Genomic DNA, 21,986 nt, shown 5'->3' with positions numbered 1-21,986 from the left:
ACATCGAGGTAGATCGAGTTCGCGCCCTCAGGTGCGATGCCGAATCCAAGCCAGTACCCGGCGCCTTCGACCCCAACCCCGAAGAGGAGCGTGACGACAGCCCACCCGAAGGACGCGGCGATACCGAGCGACACGAGCGTATCCATGCTCACGTTGCCGTGTCGGAGATTTCGCACGGTCGCTTTATGAAAAGGCCATGCCGCCCACGTGACAATCGGCACCGCAAATGCCACACAGAGCCATTCCCAGCCCGGGAAGCGCCAACCAGGAACGAGAGCGAGAACAATCGTGATATCCATGAGCGGCACGGTAAGGATCGCGGCAACGATCAGCCGTCGTCGAAGCGAAGTAATCCGCACTTCGGTAGCGCGGCGAGACCACGCATCATCCGCGTCATCATGGAGACGCGCCGCATACCCTGCCTTTTTCACCTGCTGAAGTGCTTCGGGTATTTGGTCACCGCCCAAACCTGTGACGAGTGCTCGTTCGGTCGCATAGTTAACACTTGCGGTCACTCCGTCGAGCTGATTCAGGGCACGCTCGACCCGACCTGCGCACGCCGCGCAGGTCATTCCCGACACATCCAACTGCACCGGTTCAGCGAGATCCTGTTGCAAAGTCATGAGTTCGTGTCCTTCGTAACATGTGGTCCGCCCTGCATCGAGTGGGAGCGGGCTTGTCGGTCGGTGAGAGTTTCGAGCATCCGGTTATAAGCGTCGAATTCATCGTCTCTGCCGGTGTCAAAGTGGCGATCTTTCCGACGAGCGTCTTTCTTGTCCTGACGAGACCATTGAACTCCAAGCGTGAAAATCACTAGCAGTAGCGGCAGCTCGCCGCCGGCCCAGGCGACCCCGCCCCCGAAATACTGAGACTCGGCGAGGTTTGCCCAAGGTAGGTCGAGGTAACGGTAGAAGTTCTCGGCGATTATTTTCCCGCCGCTGGTCATGAGGATTACACCGAAGAAGGCGTGGAAAGGCATCGCCGCCAACACAAAGCCGAGCTTGCCGATATGCGGAAGCGGGCGCGGTGGTCGGTCGACGCCGATCACGAGACCGTAGAAGAGATACCCGGCGATTAGGAAGTGCACGTTCATCAGCTGATGCGCCCAATGGAACCGCATGTACTCGCCAAATATTCCAGAGAAATACAGTCCGTAATAGGAGCTGACAAACAGGATAAACACGAATAGTGGGTTATAGACGAATCGGAGAACCTTCCACTGCAACACCCAGAGGAGCCAATCATGCACTCCCGCCGGCAATGAAGGGTTCGAACTGGTCGCACGCAGCAACAGCGTGACCATGCCACCCATGACTAGCAGGATCGGTGCAAGCATGTTCAGGCTCATATGCACGATCATGTGGATCCCGAAATCAGGAGCAGAGTATTTCCCGAGCCCAGAACTCGTCACGAACACGACCACGAACCAGCCGAGGATCCATGCGATGATGCGCCCAACTGGCCACGCGTCGCCACGACGGCGAAGGGTCTGCACGGCAGCTAAATAAACGGTGACAGCAGCAGCGGCAAGCACAAGGAAAAGAATGTTCAGCCGCCAGTGTGTGAGTAGCACTATCGGTGTCGGGGCGGCATCAACCTCGAATCCCAGCAACACCTGAGAGATGCTCGTTGGAACGAAGTATTGTGGCGGCGGAATGCGAGTCATCGCCGCAGTTACACCCACCCAGCCGGAAATAGCGATCGTGGCGATAAAAATCAACACAGTGACGTGGCGTTCCACAAGCCGAAGTCGTCGCCAGTTCAACCATCCCATCGCGAGAACTCCGACCAAAATTGTGAAGAACAGTCCACGGCACGCGATCTGCCAACCGGTCGTTGAGTCGAGTAGAATAGTGCCCGCTAGCTTGAACCACGTCAGGAGAGCATCTGTGGCCATTGTCATGATCACTGCGATCGACAGAGACTTGAACAAGCGGATCAGGTTCTCTGGTGCTACGAACCTTCCAGATGCGACGCGAAGAGCGGCAACCAGCACTGCGCCGAACGCTGCATTCGTTACAAGTGCTTGATAGACACCCGCATCCCAACCAAAGTCGTGCTCCGGCCCAACTAGTATCTGCCCGACAGCGACCGGTGCCAGTATCCCGAAACATGAAGCCCACAGTGGAATCAGCAGACCGGTCCAACGCTCGACCACCATGCTTAGCAGGAACGTCACTAGCGCGGCGGCAAGCGACACGGTCCATGCCTTCGGGAACGCGCTGGCTTCATAAAGGAATGACCAGGCACGCCCAGTCAGCAAAATGGAGAAGGGAAACCCGTTCTTGCTTAGCATTTCCAGTATGATCATCGCCGCCGATGACGTTGCCCAAATACCGGATGCAACCCGGAGCACTGACAGCTCAAATAGGGAACCTAGCCGGTCGGCTGACCTCCCCCGCGCATCCCGAAGAAAAAGCAGCGACAGTAGCGCACCTATGGTTACCATTGACGACAGATCGGCTATCCCTTGCCCGACAGCAGTGAGGATGGCAACTGTAAGTCCCGGGAAGCTCGTGCGAAGCGCCTCATAGGGCGCTGGGCCCGCGACCACTGCGGTGACCGGTGCGGGTAACAGCACCAGAAGGGCTGACGCTAATGCACATACAACAACAAAACCCCGGTGGCGGGCGATCACAGGACGATCGGCGGGAACCAGTGCCTTCGACTCGACAGCCTGTCGACTCAATGGTCGTCGTCTCCTGACTCTAGCTCGTATCCAGCCTCTGCAACGGCGGTCGCCAGTACGGAACGTTCTACGAACCCACCGACGCGAACGGCCACTCGACCGGTAATCGCGTCTATCTCTGCATCCAATACACCCGGGGCACGGCCCAGCTCTGCGGCCAACGCCCGCTCGCAATGCGAACATGTCATCCCATTGATTTGGAGCACCAAATCACTCACCACGCCATACCGTCCTTTACGTTGGCACACCCGTCGCCCGCAAGTCTACAAGATGTCGAGTTGGGTCGCACTGAGAGTCGGGACAGTCACCCACTACACGTTGTAGACTAAACCTTGAAGCCAAAGTCCTCACATATGCAATCAGAGGTCAATGGACTGAGGGTCTACAGCTGTAGATGTCTAATGGAACCCAAGGAGATGAGAGAAGTTACCGGAACACGTACCCGCAGACCGGGAGAACTCGAAGAAGAAATCATGCGACTGTTACGTCAGCATGATCGCCCGCTAAGCGCGCGAGAACTACAGGACATGTTCACGGGACGTACGCCCGCGTATACGACGCTCATGACCGCGCTCACTCGGCTGGAACACAAAGATCAAGTCATCCGTTCAGGTGAGTCTCCCCGGAAAGTACGGTTCCATGCTGCCCGCTCCGACGAGCAGCACGCGAGCGAGACGATGCTGACCGCCCTTGGCAAAGCAGGAGACCGGAAGGCGGCGTTGCTCGCCTTCGCTGGAAACCTCGACGACGAAGAAGTCGCTCTTCTTAGTGCCGCTTTTGGGAAATCTCGCGGGAAGAGCTAGCCTGCAGTGCTTTGGTGGATTCTGCTGTGCTTCACTGCCGCTGCAGCGACTGCACTCTTATCGCCGTGCGTGCTCACTCTCGGTAGATGGCAGCTCTTGCGCCCCCGAATCGCATTGACGGCATGGTTCGGGGCATTTTTTCTCGGCCTTCTCTTTATCCTCGCTGGACTCGTAGGGAGTGTCCTTGGTGCCATTGGCGCGTCGGAGGCAGTCTCCACGAGGGAGTCAGTTCTTCTTACCGTGGCCGGCTGGCTCGGGCTCGGAATTTTCGGGGCAATCATCGCGCTCGTTTCAGTCTCGGTCGAACCCCTAGTCGAGCTGAACAAACTGCGAACGGTTGCTCTCGTACCGATTGCATCATCTCGTAAGCGCCACGGTCGCCTTACGTTAGTGAGGTTCCATTCAACTGAACCAATCGCGTTCGCATTGCCAGGACGGAGACCGGAAATTTTTCTATCCTCCGCAGTGGAACAGCTTCTTACCCCAGCGCAGATTCAGGCCGTAATCGCGCACGAGTACGCACACCTGCGGCAGCACCACGGATGGGCTCTCCGAATAGCTCACATCAACACAATGTGCCTCGCCGGACGCTGGCCTGGGCGAGCATTCCAACCCGCCATCACGCTTCTTGTCGAGCTCGCCGCCGATGACGCTGCCGCGCGCCAAGCTGGCGCAGCGCACCTCGCGAATGCTCTCACCATCCTCGGCGAAGCATCCGGTGACCAGGGCATGCGCCTCCGAGCCAGTCGGCTCACTGAAAGGCGCTGGCCGCGAGTCTCACAACGACGCCTCCCCGAAGTAATTCAGCACATTGCTTAGTCCTGAGGGCCATTACAAAACGTGACCTGGTCAGTAAAATCTACCTGTTGACTGCACTTGATTTGATCCCTGGTGACGCCCGTGCCGCGCCAGATTGCCAGAACTCTCGTGGAGTCCTTGCAGAACGATTGTGTAATGAGTGAGCAGGAAATAGATCAGCGGATCAGCCCACCGCCCCCAGGGCTGACAAACTATCGCGCGGTCGTAAGATTTGCGCTCGGCCGTATAGCTGTTGACAGCATCGAGACCAGCTGGGTCGACACTCGCGTCCCGCGAGCCCCAAGCGACCCGTTGCCAAGTGATCCCGTTTGGGCGGGGCGCAAATTTTTCACGGACGAGCGGAGTCTTGAAACCTCAGTCACGCAGGAGGCGTTGTGGCAAGTCATCTCGCAGATCGGAGGCGCGCAAGGCTGGTACTCAGCTCAGACGCTGTGGTCACTGAGAGGAATCCTGGACCGCGCTCTCGGCGGAGTGGGACTGGCGAGAGCACGACGCACGAGCTCACAGGTGAGAGCCGGTGATGCAGTTGATGTGTGGAGAGTGCTCCCGTTTCACGGGCTCATTTTTCGCAGCATGGCTCACCGAATCGTCTCGAAAGCAGAACAAACATAGGAATAGGTTGTTCGGGCCAATCCGCAACGCTGCCGTCGAGGTTCTACCTACGCAGACGAACGGGGATCTGTCAGACAAGTGACGGGCCGCGGGCGCAGCGACAGCCACGGCACCGGATGCCGCACCTTTAGCGGGCGCAGATGCGGTAGACGCGACCCTCGACGAGTATGTCGGCGGGGCAGGCGCCGTTGGTGAGGGTGGGGGTGTTGCGCATGGCGGGGGCATCCCACAGGCCCACGTGGGCTCCGGTGAGGACGACGGCGGCGACGTTCGCGCCCCACGGGTTGGCGGCGAGCCATTCAACGTCGTTGGCGTGCACCCATTCGGCGAGGGGTTCGATGGCTTCGCGTTGGCTTTCGAGGGTCATGGCGAAGGGGCCCGGTGAGCCGACCTGCGCGACGCGACCCACCGCGCCGGCGGTGAGCGGTGTGGCGACGGCGAGGGCGGCGAGGGCGGCCAGCATCCGGAGCGTGAAGCGGCGGCTGCCGCGCAACGGCGATCGCGCTGACACCACGAGTACCCGTATGGCGTGTACGGCGGTGGCGGCGATGATGGGGGTGAAGGCAAAGACTCCGACTGCCGGATGCCGCACCCACAGCGGCGTTTGCGATGCCTGTGCCCACCACCCAACAAACGCGAACAGGCCGACCACGGCTCCGGCTGCCAGGGCGATGCGTACGTCACGAGCAGGCTCGGCAGAAGGAGCAGAATCATCTGACGCAGCATCCGGATGCTCGTCCTGAGCGTTTGACTCGAATCCAGCCCTGCCCGCGAACCCGCCAACGCCCATGCCCACGCCAACGCGAACGGCCACGCCCACGGCCACGGCAATCACGATGGCGGCCGCGAACACGATGATGCTGGGCAAGAACCAGGCTTCGGCGAAGACGACGATTTTTTGGGGGATGGTGGTGGGTTCGCCGATTTGTCCGCTGCTGAGCATGAACCAGGCGAGGTCGCGCAGATGCTGGTAGTAGCCGGCGAGGCCGAGTGTGGCGAGGGCCGCGAGTTCGAACAGCAGGGTGGGAAGGGCGACGAAGGCGAGGGGTAGGAGGCTGCTGCGGAGCACCCGGGCCCATCGCTTGCGTCGGGTGCCGGGCGTGAGAATAAAGAGCGCGACGGCAAAAGCGGGCAGTGCTAGCAGGGCGATGAGTTTGGTTTGCACGGCGAGGCCTACGAGGAGCCCTGCGAGCCACCATCGGCGTCGTGTGCCGGTGAGAACGACCAGTGCCCATACGATAAATGCCGCGGCGGGAATCTCGCCGAGCAGGTCGGCGGGGCCTTGAATAGGAGATATGCCTTCGGTGGTATTAAACGCCAGCGGGGTTGCTGCGGCAACCAGTGCACCCCAGCGCCCGGCGATGCGATGCCCGAGCACGATGAGTCCGCCGAGCAAAACAACCCAGTAGGCGAGTGGAATCAGCCGTGCCGCCATCACCGGGTCGAGCCCTAAACCGAGCAGTGCCGCGACGGGCAGCAGAACGATGGGGCCGGTCGAGATTCGTGTATCAAATGGTGTGAGCTGCGAGCCCGACAGCGCCCCGTCGCTCGTGTATCCCCAACCGGCAATGAGGTTGCGCGGCACGGTGAGGTTGAAGGCTTCGTCTTCCCAAAAGTGCATGATGGTCAGGCTGTGCCACATCACAGCAACATTGGCGGCAACGAGCAGTGCCGCGGTCAGCCACAGCAGGGTTCCGCTGAGCCGGGTTTTCATGGCCGCGATGCCCCGCCGTCGCCACCACCAGAAGCACCAGCCCCAGAAGCACCAGCTCCAGCCCCCACGGGTAGCCGGATGCTCCGCAGCGGCGCCCCTGCTCGCAGTGACTGCTGCCATACTTCGCGCAGTGCGTTGCGGGTGAATTCGCGTAGGCGTGCGGGCGGCAAGGCGATGCGTACTCCGCTGCCCCACATGGTTCCTGAAGTCGATGATCCGCGGCGGGGGATGCTGCGCACTTTCACGTAGCGGACGACGGCGTTGCTGCGTACTTCGGCGAGTGAGAAGTGGATGTGGGGGACGAGGGCGTCGGGGCCGACCGCGTCGACGAGGGCCTGGGCGATGGCGGGCTGGTATACGCGCAGTGGTGTGTTGACGTCGGGTACACCTCGGCCGATGGCTGCGGCGACGAGTAAACGCACGGCCGCGGTGAGTGCTTTGCGGTACCAGGGGTCGGTGCGTCCGCGGCGTACTCCGTGCACGACGTCGGCGCCCGTTGAGACGAGGGCGCGTACGGCGTCGGCAATATCGGCACCAAGAAATTGGCCGTCGCCGTCGACGTGCACGAGCACGGTGGGGTCGAGAGCGAGGCCTTCGCGGTAGGCGGCGAGTGCTGTGGGGCCGTGGCCGCGGTTGCGAGTTTGGGTGTGTACGGCGACATCCGGGGTGGTGGTGAATAGTGTTGCGGTGGTGTCGGTGGAGCGGTCGTCGGCGATGACGAACGAGAGTTTGTGGGCGAGGGGTGTGAGCGAGAGCCGGATTTCGTCGATGAAACCGGTGATGCCTTCTGCCTCGTTGTAGGCGGGCATCACGATGACGATGTGGGGTAGCGGCACGCTGGTCCTCATGGGAATGATTCGGAACGCGTGGTGGGTACGCGCCCGGGTAGTCTAGTTTAGTTATGAATTTTCGTGCTCGATTGCGGCGGCTTGTTGGTGTTGGCAGTCGTTTTCTTATTGTTGGTGCCGTGAGCACGGTTATTGAGGTGGGCGTTTTTAATCTGCTCGCTTTTGTTTTTGGCTGGGGTGTGGTGTCGGCGAAGATTGTGGCTTCGCTGGTGGCGCTGATTAATGCCTATATCGGTAACCGTGAGTGGGCTTTTCGGGGCCGTGATCGGCGGGGCCGCACATCAGAGATTGTGCTTTTTTTGGCGGTTAATCTTGCGTGCACGGTGTTTGGTGCGGCGCTGGTGTGGGCGGGTGTTGAGGGTTGCCGGATGCTACTGGGTAGCGAGCCGGGTGTTGTGCTGGTGAACATTATTAATCTTGCGAGCATTGTGATTGTTGTGCTGGTGAGGTTTGTGCTTTATCACAAGGTCGTTTTTCGGGTAACGAAGCCCGCAACTGAGGGTGGCACTGCGTCTCATTCTGTGTGAGACTGAATCGCACAGCACGACGGCGCTGTTATCTCGAAGCAACGATGCACAGATACGAACAGGTGCCGGCGACTTACTCGATCAAAGGAGATCGCATGGTCCGCAGTACGTTTGACGACATTGAGATTCCTGAGCTGTCGATCTACGACTATCTTTTTGGTGACCTTGATGAGGCCACTCTCGATCAGGTTGCCGTTATCGATGGCATGAGCGGGGCCGAAACCACGTTTCGCCAGTTGATTGGCCAGATCAACCTGTTTGCGGGTGCGCTCGCAGCACGCGGCGTGGGCGTGGGCACGGTGTTGGGTGTTTTGTGCCCGAATGTGCCGGCGTTTGCGACTGTTTTTCATGGCCTGTTGCGGGCGGGTGCCACGGCCACCACGATCAATTCGCTGTATACGCCTGATGAGATCGCGAGCCAGTTGAAAGACGCCGGTGCTGAGTGGCTGATTACTGTTTCGCCGCTGCTGGAGGGTGCGAAGAAGGCTGCGGCGGCGGTGGGTCTCGACGACGACCATGTGATTGTGTTGGATGGTGCCGAGGGGCATCCGAATCTTATGCAGCTTTTGCAAGAGGGTAATGCTGCACCCGCGGTGTCGTTTGATCCGGCGACGCATTTGGCGGTGTTGCCGTATTCTTCGGGCACGACCGGAACACCCAAGGGCGTTATGCTCACACACCGTAATCTGGTGGCGAACGTGCATCAGTCGCGGGTGACGATTAGTCTCGGTCCGACCGATCGCGTGTTGGCGGTGCTGCCGTTTTTCCACATTTATGGCATGACAGTGCTGTTGAACTTTGCGTTAAAGCAGCGTTCAGGTTTGGTCACGATGCCGAAGTTTGATTTGCAAGAGTTTTTGCGAATTATTGCTGAGCATCGTACGAGTTGGGTGTTTATTGCTCCGCCGATTGCTGTGGCGCTAGCGAAGCATCCGGTTGTTGATCAGTACGATATGTCGGCGGTTAAAGTTATTTTCTCGGGGGCTGCGCCGCTGGACGGTGCGCTGGCCGAGGCGGTCGCGAAGCGCCTTGATTGTATTGTTGCGCAGGGTTATGGCATGACCGAGACGAGCCCGGTTGTGCATGCGATTCCTTATGACCGTGCCGATATTGACCGTTCGAGTATTGGTTTATTGCTGGCTAATACTGAGGCTCGCGTCGTTGATCCTGATTCGGGTGCCGATGTTGAGGTTCCGGCCGAGGGGCAGAGCGCGCCGGGTGAGTTGTGGGTGCGTGGGCCGCAGGTGATGGTCGGCTATTTGAATCGCCCGGATGCTACGGCAGAAATGCTGGATGCTGATGGCTGGCTGCACACGGGTGACATTGCAACAATGACGGCCGATGGTGTGTTTTATTTGGTTGACCGACTGAAAGAGCTTATTAAGTACAAGGGTTATCAGGTGGCGCCGGCTGTGCTGGAGGCTGTGCTGCTCGATAACCCGGCGGTTGCTGACGCCGCGGTCGTGGGCACTCTTGACGATGATGGCCAAGAGGTGCCGAAGGCGTTCGTGGTGTTGCAGCAGGGTGCTGAGCAGTCGGCCGAGCAGATTATGGAGCACGTGGCTGCCCGGGTTGCCCCGCACGAGAAGGTGCGTGTGGTGGAGTTTATCGACGTGATTCCGAAGTCGAGTTCGGGCAAAATTTTGCGTAAAGATTTGCGTACGCGAAACTAACGTCGGCCTGGTTGGCTGCGGTTCTGTGTGAGGTTCGGGATGCCGCAGCGGCCAGTCCGCGCCCTACGGGGCCAGGCGCCGCACACTCGGGGGTTTGTGCGGCGCCTTCATATTTCCGGCGGGTGCCGTACCCCCTCATTTGTCCGACAGATCTGCATTTGTCCGACAGATTTGGTTGGGGTGGCCCGCGTGTCGTGGAGTGTTGTCGTGTTCCTTTCTTTGTTAGGCCGGGGCCGGGTTGGTCGGGGCGGTGAGACGGGCCATGGTCTCGGCTGGTGTTGCGTAGCCGAGTGATTGGTGGCGCCGTTTGTGGTTGAAGTTGTTGATGTAGTCGCGCACTTCCCAGGCTGCGGCTTGGCGGGTTGTGAAGGTGAGCCAGCGCAGCCGTTCGTTTTTGAGTTTCGCGAAGAAGGATTCCGCGACAGCGTTGTCCCAGCATTCGAACTTCGCTCCCATGGAGCGGCGGATTGCGTGCTGTCCGCAGAAACGGCTGAACCGTTTCGAGCGGTATTGGGTGCCGTGATCGGAGTGGAAGATCGCGCCTGCGGTGACAACCCCGGTGCGAATCGCTCGCTGTAACGCCGTCACGACCAGGTCCACGGTCTGTCGTTTCCCGCACGCATATCCAAGGACCATGCGGGTTGCCAGATCGATCACTGTGGCAACATGCAGCCACCCCTGCGCGGTCGGAACATAGGTAATATCACCGACCAGCACCGTTCCAGGAACCGTGATCTGGAACCGACGATCCACCAGGTCAGGCGGATCAGAAACCACCCGTGCTCGCTGCGCAGCCCGCCGAAACGCGGCCTGCGCAGCTGGGGGCATCAACCCCATACCCCGCATCGCTTTCAGCACCGTCTTCCGATTCACCACCAGACCATGATCAGCAGCAAGCGTTGCCGTAATCTTGCGATGCCCGGCAGCACGCCCAGAACCAATGAACGCACCCAACACTTTCGCCAACAACACCGACCGACGCCTGCTCGACACCGACGGCGAACGGCCCCGCCACGCATAAAATCCGGACTCAGAAACCTGAAACCGTTCACACAAATACGCCACCGGGAAGTCTGCCTTCGTCCTCTCGATCACCGCGAATCGCTCCGCCGGTGCAAGTTCTGCCGGATGAAGGCCTTCGCTTTTCTCTCGAAATCAAGATCCCTCCGCAGCCGAGCATTCTCCCGCTCTAACTCACGGATCCGCTGCTTCGCCGCATCCGACATCGACCCATCAGGATCAATCTGCGCATCACGAGCCCGACGAACCCAACGCGCCAACGTGTCTTCTTTCAACCCAAGATCCGCCGCAATCGACCGAATCGTCCGCCCCGGCGACTCCCGCACAATCTGCACCGCAGCCATCCGCACCTCAACCGGATACTTACGCCGATCCGTCAACCGCGGACGCCGATCCACCCGCCGCTTTCTCTCATCACTCATCACATCACCAAGACAAGACTCCACCATCCAAGGGCCACACCAAGCCCAATCTGTCGGACATTCGGGGTTTTGTCTGACGTTTGATGCGCCTCTCGGCAAAGCCCGCCGCCCGGCCCGCCATTGAGGCTCCCGGATGCTACTCACCCAGCCATCTCCCGAGCCGCGCCGTTTTTGGTCGGCAACCGTAGCGCAGCGGAGGGCGGCAGCCTTCGCGGGAGTGGGCAGCATCACGTTTCCGGATGCTATTCACCTCACCGGCGCAGGTTTCTTGTCGGCCCACATTTTTAGTCGGCAACTGCGCCGCTACGTCATTTTGGTGCGATTCGTGCAGAAAGAGTTGGGCCCCTCCGATTTCAGGAAGCCGAAGCTCGAGCCTTGGCGGGGCACTGTCTCGAATCATCTTATGCGGAGGCCCTCCTGAGACTGCAATGCGCGTGTTATATTTTGTGGCCGGTGTTCAGTGCCCATTCCAGAAAGTCTTCGGCGGCGATAATCGGCTTACGCCATTCGGCAGCTTTCTTCGCTTTGCCGGATTGGGTGCCTCGCTCAGCAACGACCAGGACGTCTGTCTTAGTCTTGGTCATGTTTGGTGAGATGACTAGCCCACGTTCTTCGGCGAGACGGTTCATCTGATCACGGCTGAAAACACCGTGCTTCGGTGACAATACTTCGCCGGTAAAGCAGACTCTCGTGTTGGGAACTAGAAGTACCTCTGCAGATATATTTAAGGCGAGCTCGAAGTCTGTAGGTAATACCTGCACACCAAAGTGCTTTTCGACGTCGCGCAACCAATCGACGATCTCGCTTTCGGGATCAACTATTCGGGCCCACGCGTTGGTCAGGTGCTGAGTCAGAATCTGGGCGGGGTCGTCTTCGACAGCGAGATTGCCTCCGACTGTGAGGGATTCAGGGCCGGGCCGATGGTTTGGCGCAGGTGCGCGCTGCAGCAGATAGCCATGGCCAGCAGAACTACTGTTGAAGGTAGTTCCTTCGGTCAAACAGGGCACGCTCGGTGACTGTGAGTCCAGCCTACGGGCGATGTCGCGAAGCGCTCGTGCTCTAGTCATTGCATCGGGCGCTTGTAACAACAGCCGTTCGGTATCTGTGAATGAAGCTTCAGGCAATTCGGCGCCGAGTGGCATCTTCTCCACTGTCCCGTTGCGTTTCAACTCGTAGTCGATGATTCCAAGTGTGTTGTCTATATCAACCCCGGTAGGCACACGTCTGTTGATTAACGGAGCAAGAGCAGCCCAAGCTTCAGTAAGAACAGGGGCAAGAGCGACATCTCGAACAGTGATACCAAAATCGCGCTGTGCGGAGAACAGGTCACTCATCGGGTTGATGACTGTACTAGCTTCATCGCAGTCATCGGTGATGACAGCGATTTCAATGGGGCGAGGCCGATAACGATCTCCCTCATTGCCTACTTTCAGGACCGAGATAAATACTTTACCCAGCGAGTCCGGAGCGGTTTCTCCTGTTTCAAGAAAACGGCGTACGAGGATGTCAGTCTTTAGATCACGAGGTAGCACATCACGCTTCAGTACAAGGCCTGCCAAACTCGTGCAGCGGCTGAGCGCGACATAGAGCTGTCCGTTGGCGAAGGTGCCGCCGGTAAGGTCAACAACTACTCGGTCGAGTGTCTGTCCTTGGCTCTTATGAATCGTAATTGCCCATGCGAGTTTCATCGGTAACTGCGTAAACGATCCAATCACCTCGTGGCGGAGAACCCCGCCCTCAACGTAGGGGCTGGTGATTTCCCAAACGTGGGGGCGAACATCGACGCGGCTTCCGTCGCGCAGTAACACTATGACGACTGCTTCGTTTCCACTTTCATCGATCTCTTCGATTTTTCCGATGGTGCCGTTGACCCAGCGGCCCGAGTCATCATTATTGAGCAGCATTATCTGAGCACCAACAGCAAGATACAGAGTCTCGTCAGTTGGGAATTCAAAACCATCGGTGTCGCCCGAAATTATTGCGGAGAAGACACTGGGCTGGTCGGTTATCCGCTCGAGCATTTGACGGTTTCTCGCGCTTACTATGCGGTTGGTCGTCGCAAGAGTCAGCCAGAATTCGTCGAGTGAAGGATCAAAGTCCGGGTTGGTCTGTCGATTGAGATCCGTTCTGGCCTTTTCGAGTAGTGCGCCTGAGCGCACAGCATTGAGCAGGTCTACAAGACGGCTGTCTCCGATTTGGCGAAAAACGGTGGTGAGTTCAACGGTTGGAAATTGGTTACGATCGTATGATTTTGCGGAGAAAAAGTACGGGGTGCCGTAGGTCTCTGAGATGTAGGTAGCTTCGCGCTCGGTGACAACAGGGGGTAGTTGGTAGAGATCGCCAACGAGTACGAGTTGCACACCTCCAAAAGGGGTGCCGGGTTTTGGTCCGAAGCGTTCGAGTGCGGCGGCAAGTGTGTCAAAGAGGTCGGCTCGTACCATCGACACTTCATCAATGATGAGAGTGTCGAGTTCCCGGAGAACCTTGGCAAAACGACGCGGGTAATACTCGCCGTTTCGTATTTCGTCCTCGTTGGACCCAGCCCAAAATGAAAATAGTCGGTGGATCGTGTATCCGTTGACGTTAAGTGCAGCTATACCGGTTGGTGCGACGGTAACTGTATTGCGTGCCGTTGTGGAGACGAAATGGCGGATAAGCGTCGACTTGCCGGTACCGGCCTTTCCTGTGAGGAAAATATTGCTGCCACTGTGCAGTAGTTCGAGGGTATGTGCGAACTCTGGTGTGATTTCAATACTCGGAGTTACTCCAGTGCGCTCTTCAGCAGTACTCACTGAGCGCGGCACAGGCTCACGTTGACTTACTCGTGAATGGCTGGTCTGGAGGCCTCGGTATAGCGTGTGAAAGTGATGCCGGTAGCACTGTTCAAAATAGTTGCGCGAGGCGTCAATGGCCTCGTTAATGGCCTTGGCGGTAACGGCAATTCTGCCCTGGGTGAGCTGGGAGAGAAACGTCTGAATTATTTGTTCACTTTGATTTACTGTGTGGTCCAATGCGGGTGGGTCATACTTCAACGCTTCTGCAGCGAGTCTGAATGCCTCTGCGTCCAGATCAACGTTGAGTGCGCCATACAGTTTCTCAAAGTTCATGATCGCGCATCCGTGATGAGAATTACGCGCTGAATTGAGCGGCTTCGTGATTGTTGCGCTCCCGGGGCTTCGCCCGATGTTAACAACGTCGCCTGCACCTTTGCTAGGCTCATCATTTTCAATCAGCACTCCCTTGCCGAGTATCTTATTTAAGCGTCCTCGCCCGGTGTCCTCTGCGACATCGAGCGGTTCTGAATAGTTTCTTCGACTCTATTCAGAACAGCGTTTCTCATGAATTACTGGGATCTTAGCGCTGTATAACACTGGATCAAGGTTTCAGAGAGAGTAAAACTCTATTGTCGCGTGCATGCGACGGGCGCTTTCCACCGCAACTCCTGTATTTACAACTGCCTTGACTATGCAGCTGCCCCGGTTTTTGGTCGGCAACCGTAGCGCAGCGGAGGGCGGCAGCCTTCGCGGGCGTGGGCAGCGTCAAGTTCCCGGATGCTACTCACCCCGTTTGTCCGACACTTTCTCGTTTGTCCGACAAATATGCCCCAATTTGTCGGACATTCGGGGTTTTGTCTGACATTTGATGCGCCTTTCGGCAAAACACGCCAAAAACACGCCAAAACGCCCCCCAAAAACCAACAAAAGCCCCCGGATGCTACGCCCCTACGCCCCCGCGTACCCGTCGGGGTTTTCTGATTGCCAGCGCCAGCCGTCGCGGGCCATGGCGGTTATGTCGCGGGTGGCTTTCCAGCCGAGTTCTTGTTCGGCGCGGGTGGTGTCTGCCCAGCTTTGGGGGAGGTCTCCGGCGCGGCGGGGTTTGATGCTGTAGGGGATGGGTTTGCCGATGGCTTTTTCGAAGGCGGCGACGACGTCGAGTACCGAGGTGGGGGTGCCGGTGCCGAGGTTCCAGGCGTGGGCGCCGGTGGTGGTGGCGAGTTTTTCGAGGGCGGCGACGTGGCCTTCGGCGAGGTCGACGACGTGGATGTAGTCGCGTTCGCCGGTGCCGTCGGCGGTGGGGTAGTCGTTGCCGAAGATGCCGAGTTCGTTGAGGCGGCCGACGGCGACTTGGAGGATGTAGGGGGTGAGGTTGTTGGGGATGCCGTGGGGGTCTTCGCCGATGAGTCCGCTTTCGTGTGCGCCGACCGGGTTGAAGTAGCGCAGGATGCCGATGCTCCAGTCGGGTTCGGCGTGGGCGAGGTCGGCGAGGATTCTTTCGATCATCACTTTTGTTTGCCCGTAGGGGTTGGTGGCGTTGAGGTGTCCGCCGTCTTCGGAGTAGGGGGGTTGTTGTTCGTCGCCGTAGACGGTGGCTGATGATGAGAAGACGAGGCGGTGCACGTTGTGTTCGCGCATGACGTCGACGAGGTTGAGTGTTGTGCCGATGTTGGTGGCGTAGTAGCGCAGGGGTTGGGCGACGCTTTCGCCGACGGCTTTGAGTCCGGCGAAGTGGATGACGGCGTCGGGGGTGTCGGCGGCGAAGACGTTGGTGAGTGCTTCTTTGTTGAGTAGGTCGACGGCGGCGATGGTGGGCCGGGTGCCGGTGATGCGTTCGATGCGGTCGACAACGACGGGTGAGCTGTTGTCGAAGTTGTCGGCGATGGTGACGCGGTGGCCGCGTTCGATGAGGGTTACGGCGGTGTGTGATCCGATGTATCCGGCGCCGCCGGTGACGAGTACGTGCATGGTTCTCCTGTGGTCGGGCCGGGTCAAAAGTCGGGTCAAAAGCCGGTTACGAATCGGGTCAAATGTCGGGCGGAAGTCACGTCAAAAGTAGCGCAATTTCCGGCACACGCGGGCTACTGGCATCCGGGTGCGTCGATTGCGGTGGGTGTGTCGCGCACCATGGGGGTGTGCCGGATGCTGAGGTCGCCGTATTCGCCCGGGGCGCCGGCGTAGGTTGCTGTCACGGTGGCTGTGGCGCCGGGTTTAGTGATCACGTTGACTTTGATGGCGGTGCGGCCGAGGTGGGGGTAGGCGGTGGTTTTTACGGTTTTGCCGTTGACGGTGACGGTGTCGATGGTGGCGTCGACGGGGCCGTAGATGACGAGGTCGGTGGAGACGTCGCCGGGGGTGAAGAAGCGGCCGGGGGCGATGTATCGGGCGAGGCCGTCGACTTCTTCGGGGGTGAGTGTGTTGGTGAGTGTTGCTGTGGTGGTGAAGGTGGGGGAGTCGGGTGCTTCACACTGTGTTGTTGTGGCGGCGATGTCGAGCTGCATGTAGTAGTCGAGTTTGCCTTCGGTGATGTCGTTGACGTAGACGGCGGTAATGGTGTCTTCGCTGTTGTCGGTGGGGAGGGTGCCGCTGACTTTTGTTCCGGCGATGAGTGCTGCTTCGGCGTCGTTATTGGGTGCGTACATGAGGCGGCCTTCGTCGGCTGCGCGGATGAGTTGTTCGAGTAGTTTTTTGGGTTCGGGGTTGTTGTCGAGTATGGCGTCGAACACGCTGGCTGCTGCGGCGGCGAAGAAGATGTCTTGTTCTTGGTTGGTGGGGTAGTCGAAATACACCTGGTTGAGCAGCAGTGATACGGCGTTGTCGCTTGTGAGGGTTTCGCCGGTGGGTAGTTCGACGGGGCCGGTGGCTTCGAGTAGGTAGCTGAGTGCCACGGGGTCGAACGAGGCGACGCCGTCGACGGGCGTGCCGTATGACTCTGCCCAGAAGGCTTGTACGAGTTCTGAGGTGTAGGGGAAGTCGGGTGTGAGGGTGGTGTCCATGACCCAGCGGCCGATTTTGTCGCCGTAGAGCGCTTCGGTTTCGGGGTCGAGGGGGACGATGGGTTGGTTGCGTTGGTTGTTGAAGTCTCCGGATGCTGCTTGATCGGCCATGGAGATGTGTCCGTCGTTGGCGGTGAGCATGGCGATCGCGGCGGGGTTTCCGCCGGTGCCGCGTGATTCGGCGTTGTTTTGAAACAGCAGGAGGTAGTTGCGGGGTCCGTCGCCGCCGAGTGCTGCGGGTAGCACGCTGAGTGCTTCGTGGGCGGGTTCCAACACGGGCTCGATGGTGTCGATGGCTTTGTCGAGGCGGCCGACGGCTGTTGATACTTGGTCGATGAGGGCGTCGCGGTTGATGGTCGCGAGGTTGTTTTGTGCGTTTTCGACGCTGGTGGCGGCTTGGGCGACGGTGTCGGCGAGGCCGCGTACGGTGTCGATGTTGATGGCGCCGTCGCGGGGTGCGAGGGCGTCGAAGCTGATGTCGGTGAGGGGGACGACGGCGTCGCGTACGAGCGTGTTGGCGGTGGCGGCGGCTGTGCGTACGGCGTGAAGGTTGGGGCCTGCTACGGGCACCCATTCCATGTTTTGCCACAGGTCGCTGCTGGTTTTGCGTGCGGCCGATGCCGTGTATTCACCGATTTTTTCGGCGGTGGTGCGTGCTTTTTCGCTGTCGCCTTCGAGCATGGCTTCTTGCACGGTGTCGACGAGCGGAAAGGCTTTTTCGAGGTCGTCGCGGGCCGAGAACGCGTCGTCGGCGAGCTGTTTGGCTACCCATGCTCCTGCACCGAGTATCACGAGCAGTATGAGAATGATCGCGGTCGGCACCCAGAAGCGAGCACGGCGCAGTAGTGGTTTGCGGGGGCGATCCGCACGATCCCCACGATCCGCATGATCGGTACGGTTGTGGCGCTCGCGGCGTCGGGTGCCTGAGGTGTCGTCATGCTGTTGCGCCTGGCGGGCCTCGCGTCGGGTAGTCACGCACTGATTCTAGAAGGGTGCACTGACAACTTGCGCAGAGTGCGGGCTTAGTCTGGCTGGGTGCGTATTCGGTTAGATATTGCTTATGACGGCACTCATTTTCGTGGGTGGGCCAGGCAGCCTGGTTTGCGTACGGTGCAGGGTGTGCTCGAGGCTGCGGTGGAGCGCATTGTTGGTGGCGCGGTGCAGTTGGTGGTGGCGGGGCGTACGGATGCTGGTGTGCACGCTTCGGGCCAGGTGGCGCACGTTGATCTTAATGATGAGCAGTGGGCGCGTGTGGTGGCGGCGTCGGCGCGGTCGGGTGTAGACGCGGCGGGTTCGGCACGGTTGTTGGCGGCTCGCATCCGGGGTGTTTTGGGGCAGTACAGCGATGTGACGGTGCGTTCATCTGCGGTGGCGGCCGAGGGTTTTGATGCCCGTTTTTCTGCGGTGTGGCGTCGGTATCGGTATCGGGTGGCCGATGGTGCGGTGGGGTATTGGCCGCAGATGCGGCATGACACGACGTGGGTGCGGGCTGATCTTGATGGCGATGCGATGAATGCGGCTGCGAGGTCGCTGGTGGGTTTGCACGATTTTGCGGCGTATTGCAAGCCTCGCGAGGGTGCGACAACGATTCGTACGCTGCTTGATTTTGGTTGGCGTCGTAATGACGAGGGTGTGCTGGTGGCCGAGGTGCGGGCTGATGCGTTTTGTCACAGTATGGTGCGTGCTTTGGTGGGTGCGTGTGTGGCGGTGGGCGAGGGCCGTTTGGCGGTCATTGATGTGGCGCGTTTGCGTGATGAGCTCACGCGCACGAGCGCTTTTAAGGTGTTGCCTGCGCGGGGTTTAACGTTGATCGAAGTTGGGTATCCGGCTGATGATCTTTTGGCGGCGCGGGCTGTGCAGACCCGGCGTCGGCGTGATCGGGAGTAGGTTGAGAATTGTGCGCATCATTTCGTACAACTTGCAGAAGCATCGTGCTGCGACCGAGTTAGACGCTCTGGTCGAAGAGCATGCTGCGGGTGTGTTGTGCCTGCAAGAGGCCGATGTCACGGCGCTGCCAGAGTCGATTGGCGGTTTGGTGTTGGCCGAGGCGACGCGCGAGAACCGGCTGGGTTTGGCGGTCTATTACCGTGCCGATATGTATCGTGCGGTGGAGTCTCGCGTTTTGTCGCTCAAGAAGTCTTTGCATGACCGGATGCTGCGGCCCGCACATGAACGCGTGGTTGCTGTGCGTTTGCACGATATTGATGATGGTTATGACTTTGTGGCGGCGTCTTTTCATGCTTCGCCGTTGACGGCGTTGAATTCTTTGCGGCGGCATCAGATTCGCGTGGCTTTGCAGCAGTTGTCGTCGATGGGTGAGGCGTTGCCGACGGTGATGGTGGGCGACTATAACTATCCGGTGTTTAAAGAGAGCTTGGGGCAGACGATGCGTCGCCGGGGCTACATGCTTACCATCAGCGATGCGCACACGTATACGCGGTATCGCGTTTTTCGTGGTCATTACGATTTTGCGACGTCGGTGGGTTGCCGTATTGATCAGGTGCACACTCTGCCGCAGGGCCGCAGTGATCACCGCCCGATTCTGGTGACGGCCACTCCGGCGCGTGCTTCGCAGGTGCGTGGCGACGGCGAGCGCTCTCACAGGAGCGTGTGAGTCGGGCTGAGCTTCACTTTTATCCGGACAGATGCGATTCCCACAACGGCCAATATTGGTATCGGCGGTCGGGTGCGCGCGACGAGCGGAAAGCCGAGTGCAGAACGTGAAGGCACTATCACCGCCCCGGGTGACAGCTTCGAGATGTCGTACTTTGGGTCCTTGAATGGTGGAACGGATAGTCGTCCGTATGGCGAGGGGACGATTGGCCTTCGTGCTAGACTTTGCGGTGACGCCCCGGTGGAGCGCTGGCTCTGGCAACAGAGCTACATCTCGCCGGGGCTTTGACATACCCGCCGCCCATCGAGAGTAGCCGGATGACCGAACCTGCGCCCGACCGCCAAGCGGCGGCAGCGTGGATTGAGACATGGCTTTCACCCCCAAGGTTCGCCCGGTACCTACGGGAAGCAGGGGGCGACCACGAGCGCGCACTGGCGCTCTATGAATGGAACTTGCAGCTCGGTGCCGCACTCATGCGCGACATCGCGCACGTCGAGGTCGCTGTCCGCAACGCCTACGACTCCGTCATGACGGCGCGGTGGCAAGGCGCGCAGCACTGGCTCTTCGACCCCGCCTCACCCGTGCTTGCACCGCTCTGGCGCACTCGGCGTGGCCATCGCGCGGACTTGAACGCCCGGAACCGCGCAACTGTCGCTGAGGCGATCCGCCGCTGTGGTGGTGCCTCGGCCAAGCCGGGGGAAGTGATCGCTGAGCTCTCGTTCGGCTTCTGGCGGCACTGCACCGATGCTGCACACGAGAAGACGCTGTGGGTGCCCTATCTGCATCTCGCCTGGCCGAAGAAGACCAGCCGCGTTGTGCTCGAACGCTCGCTAACAACGATCAACAACGCTCGCAACCGTGCCTCGCATCACGAGCCGCTGTTCGGCACACGGCCGGGACGCGACCTCGCTGCTGCGCACCGTGAAGTGCTGCACCTGTCGGCGATGCTCATCCCCGAGTTGGGCGACTACATCAAAGACACCACCACGGTACCCACGACTTTGGCGCATCGCCCGTNCACCGTGAAGTGCTGCACCTGTCGGCGATGCTCATCCCCGAGTTGGGCGACTACATCAAAGACACCACCACGGTACCCACGACTTTGGCGCATCGCCCGTGACCGCTACTCGCCTCGGGCTGTTCGCGTCTTCGCCCACACCGTGCCCCGGTGAACCCCGTACCGGCGCGCGAGCGCCGCGACGCTCACCCCTTGTGTGCCGGCTGTTCGCATCACCTGGATAGTTCCGCAGAAGGTGCCCTTCACGCTTCGAAGCCTTTTTTCGTGCGAGTGTAACGCTGGCAAAAATACACAAGAACAAGCCCTGTTTGGGGTCTGACGATTCATGCCGTAAGCTATACCGTTGGCGACGGCACTCTGCCTGGCAGTAGTGTGTTCGCACGAACGTGAGCCCTCCACTGGCACGCTTCTTCAGGTTTTCTGGTGAAGCACCCCGGAGCGGGATTCACGAACCTCTCCGTTCGATTAGAAAGCAGCACTATTGTGACTCGCACTTATTCTCCGAAGGCTAGTGAGATTCAGCGCAACTGGGTCGTTATTGACGCGACTGATGTTGTTTTGGGTCGTCTTGCTTCGCATGCGGCAGCTTTGCTGCGTGGCAAGCACAAGCCGACGTTTGTTAATCACCTCGATTCGGGTGACTTTGTCATTATTGTGAACGCCGACAAGGTTGCTCTTACCGGTCAGAAGCTTCAGAAGAAGATCGCTTACCGTCACTCGGGTCACCCGGGTGGTTTGAAGGGCGTTAATTACGCTGAGCTTCTTGAGAAGAACCCGGTTCGTGCGGTTGAAAAGGCCGTGCGTGGCATGCTTCCGAAGAACTCGCTGGGTCGCCAGCAGATTGCGAAGCTCAAGGTTTACACCGGTGCGGAGCACCCGCACGCTGCTCAGCAGCCCCAGCCGTACGCTCTCGACCAGGTCGCCCAGTAAGCGCCGAAACGACGAAGGACACACTCGTGGCGAACATCGATTCCACTGAATTTCCGCAGAACTATTCCACTGAGAGCCCTGAGGCTCCTGCCGCTGCCGAGGCTGCTCCGCGCCCTGTGCTGAGCGTTCCTGGTGGCGCTGTGGGCCGTCGCAAGCAGGCTATTGCCCGCGTGCGTCTGGTTCCTGGCTCGGGCAAGATCACGATCAATGGTCGTGAGTTCGAAGACTATTTCCCCAACAAGCTGCACCAGCAGCTGGTGACCGATCCGTTTACGGTTCTTGATCTTTCTGGCGCTTACGACGTTATTGCTCGTATCGCTGGTGGTGGCCCTTCGGGTCAGGCTGGTGCTTTGCGTCTGGGTATTGCGCGTGCTCTTAATGAGATTGATGCTGAGCACAACCGACCGACGCTGAAGAAGGCTGGTTTCTTGTCGCGTGATGCACGTATCAAGGAACGTAAGAAGGCTGGTTTGAAGAAGGCCCGTAAGGCGCCTCAGTACTCGAAGCGTTAAGAAGCGGGCATCGTC

At 59.4% G+C, this 21,986-nt stretch carries 20 protein-coding genes; 10 read left to right on the top strand and 10 right to left on the bottom strand.

Features of this window, described 5'->3' with window-relative positions; genetic code table 11:
* The 3 genes from ACQUSW_RS05550 to ACQUSW_RS05540 all read right to left on the bottom strand — a co-directional run.
* A partial coding sequence (locus ACQUSW_RS05550) for a cation transporter (RefSeq protein WP_428931234.1) occupies positions 1–623 on the bottom strand: 623 nt, incomplete at its 3' end.
* Positions 620–2,689 (bottom strand): cytochrome c oxidase assembly protein, encoded by a 2,070-nt coding sequence (locus ACQUSW_RS05545; RefSeq protein WP_428931233.1) that lies wholly within the window; start codon positions 2,687–2,689, stop codon positions 620–622. The genes ACQUSW_RS05550 and ACQUSW_RS05545, both read right to left, overlap by 4 nt.
* Positions 2,686–2,895 carry a heavy-metal-associated domain-containing protein gene (locus ACQUSW_RS05540; RefSeq protein WP_428931303.1) on the bottom strand — a complete coding sequence of 70 codons (210 nt, stop codon included), beginning with the start codon at positions 2,893–2,895 and terminating at the stop codon, positions 2,686–2,688. The genes ACQUSW_RS05545 and ACQUSW_RS05540 overlap by 4 nt, the downstream gene beginning before the upstream one ends.
* Before the next feature lie 210 nt (positions 2,896–3,105).
* Here ACQUSW_RS05540 and ACQUSW_RS05535 point away from each other — a divergent pair, with 210 nt between their 5' ends.
* The 3 genes from ACQUSW_RS05535 (at position 3,106) to ACQUSW_RS05525 (ending at position 4,923) form a co-directional block, all read left to right on the top strand.
* Complete coding sequence (locus ACQUSW_RS05535) at positions 3,106–3,492, top strand: BlaI/MecI/CopY family transcriptional regulator (protein WP_428931232.1); 387 nt, start codon at positions 3,106–3,108, stop codon at positions 3,490–3,492.
* 6 nt (positions 3,493–3,498) lie between these two features.
* Positions 3,499–4,311 carry a M48 family metalloprotease gene (locus tag ACQUSW_RS05530; RefSeq protein ID WP_428931231.1) on the top strand — a complete coding sequence of 271 codons (813 nt, stop codon included), beginning with the start codon at positions 3,499–3,501 and terminating at the stop codon, positions 4,309–4,311.
* Between the two features lie 135 nt (positions 4,312–4,446).
* On the top strand, positions 4,447–4,923 hold the full coding sequence (locus ACQUSW_RS05525) for a DUF2867 domain-containing protein (RefSeq protein WP_428931230.1): 477 nt from the start codon (positions 4,447–4,449) through the stop codon (positions 4,921–4,923).
* A 127-nt stretch (positions 4,924–5,050) separates the two neighbouring features.
* Here ACQUSW_RS05525 and ACQUSW_RS05520 read toward each other — a convergent pair whose 3' ends face one another.
* Both ACQUSW_RS05520 and ACQUSW_RS05515 read right to left on the bottom strand, forming a co-directional pair.
* A complete protein-coding gene (locus ACQUSW_RS05520; RefSeq protein WP_428931229.1) occupies positions 5,051–6,637 on the bottom strand; it encodes a hypothetical protein in 1,587 nt (528 codons plus the stop codon).
* The gene (locus ACQUSW_RS05515; RefSeq protein ID WP_428931228.1) at positions 6,634–7,485 is read right to left on the bottom strand and encodes a glycosyltransferase; all 852 of its coding nucleotides are present in this window, start codon (positions 7,483–7,485) and stop codon (positions 6,634–6,636) included. Before ACQUSW_RS05515 ends, ACQUSW_RS05520 begins: the two co-directional genes overlap by 4 nt.
* 53 nt (positions 7,486–7,538) lie before the next feature.
* Between ACQUSW_RS05515 and ACQUSW_RS05510 the strand changes: the two genes are divergently transcribed.
* On the top strand, positions 7,539–8,012 hold the full coding sequence (locus tag ACQUSW_RS05510) for a GtrA family protein (protein ID WP_428931227.1): 474 nt from the start codon (positions 7,539–7,541) through the stop codon (positions 8,010–8,012).
* A 95-nt stretch (positions 8,013–8,107) separates the two neighbouring features.
* Entirely contained in the window at positions 8,108–9,685 is a 1,578-nt protein-coding gene (locus ACQUSW_RS05505; RefSeq protein WP_428931226.1) for an AMP-binding protein, read from the top strand.
* 222 nt (positions 9,686–9,907) lie between these two features.
* Here the strand turns inward: ACQUSW_RS05505 and ACQUSW_RS05500 are convergent, their stop codons facing one another.
* Positions 9,908–10,780 carry an IS3 family transposase gene (locus ACQUSW_RS05500; protein WP_428931225.1) on the bottom strand — a complete coding sequence of 291 codons (873 nt, stop codon included), beginning with the start codon at positions 10,778–10,780 and terminating at the stop codon, positions 9,908–9,910.
* A complete protein-coding gene (locus ACQUSW_RS05495) occupies positions 10,777–11,127 on the bottom strand; it encodes a transposase (RefSeq protein ID WP_428931224.1) in 351 nt (116 codons plus the stop codon). The genes ACQUSW_RS05500 and ACQUSW_RS05495 overlap by 4 nt, the downstream gene beginning before the upstream one ends.
* A 133-nt stretch (positions 11,128–11,260) precedes the next feature.
* On the opposite strand from ACQUSW_RS05495, the gene ACQUSW_RS05490 reads away from it, so the two are divergent.
* Positions 11,261–11,548 (top strand): hypothetical protein, encoded by a 288-nt coding sequence (locus tag ACQUSW_RS05490; protein ID WP_428931223.1) that lies wholly within the window; start codon positions 11,261–11,263, stop codon positions 11,546–11,548.
* Between the two features lie 16 nt (positions 11,549–11,564).
* Here ACQUSW_RS05490 and ACQUSW_RS05485 read toward each other — a convergent pair whose 3' ends face one another.
* From ACQUSW_RS05485 to ACQUSW_RS05475, 3 genes are all read right to left on the bottom strand, one after another.
* Positions 11,565–14,363: an AAA family ATPase gene (locus tag ACQUSW_RS05485; RefSeq protein ID WP_428931222.1), complete on the bottom strand. Its 2,799-nt coding sequence runs from the start codon at positions 14,361–14,363 to the stop codon at positions 11,565–11,567.
* Between the two features lie 486 nt (positions 14,364–14,849).
* Entirely contained in the window at positions 14,850–15,869 is a 1,020-nt protein-coding gene (gene galE / locus ACQUSW_RS05480) for a UDP-glucose 4-epimerase GalE (protein WP_428931221.1), read from the bottom strand.
* Between the two features lie 113 nt (positions 15,870–15,982).
* Positions 15,983–17,872, bottom strand: a complete 1,890-nt coding sequence (locus ACQUSW_RS05475; protein WP_428931220.1) for a DUF4012 domain-containing protein — start codon at positions 17,870–17,872, stop codon at positions 15,983–15,985.
* A gap of 60 nt (positions 17,873–17,932) precedes the next feature.
* Between ACQUSW_RS05475 and truA the strand changes: the two genes are divergently transcribed.
* From truA to rpsI, 4 genes are all read left to right on the top strand, one after another.
* The gene (gene truA, locus ACQUSW_RS05470; RefSeq protein ID WP_428931219.1) at positions 17,933–18,784 is read left to right on the top strand and encodes a tRNA pseudouridine(38-40) synthase TruA; all 852 of its coding nucleotides are present in this window, start codon (positions 17,933–17,935) and stop codon (positions 18,782–18,784) included.
* Positions 18,785–18,794: 10 nt separating this feature from the next.
* Positions 18,795–19,511 carry an endonuclease/exonuclease/phosphatase family protein gene (locus ACQUSW_RS05465; RefSeq protein WP_428931218.1) on the top strand — a complete coding sequence of 239 codons (717 nt, stop codon included), beginning with the start codon at positions 18,795–18,797 and terminating at the stop codon, positions 19,509–19,511.
* A 1,501-nt stretch (positions 19,512–21,012) separates the two neighbouring features.
* Positions 21,013–21,459 (top strand): 50S ribosomal protein L13, encoded by a 447-nt coding sequence (gene rplM, locus ACQUSW_RS05460; protein ID WP_428931217.1) that lies wholly within the window; start codon positions 21,013–21,015, stop codon positions 21,457–21,459.
* 26 nt (positions 21,460–21,485) lie between these two features.
* Positions 21,486–21,971 carry a 30S ribosomal protein S9 gene (gene rpsI / locus ACQUSW_RS05455; protein ID WP_428931216.1) on the top strand — a complete coding sequence of 162 codons (486 nt, stop codon included), beginning with the start codon at positions 21,486–21,488 and terminating at the stop codon, positions 21,969–21,971.
* Positions 21,972–21,986 lie beyond the last annotated feature (15 nt).

This window comes from Microbacterium luticellae, assembly GCF_050408645.1.
In the GTDB taxonomy this organism is placed as follows: Bacteria; Actinomycetota; Actinomycetes; order Actinomycetales; family Microbacteriaceae; genus Microbacterium.
This window is presented reverse-complemented; position numbering and strand designations above follow the sequence as displayed.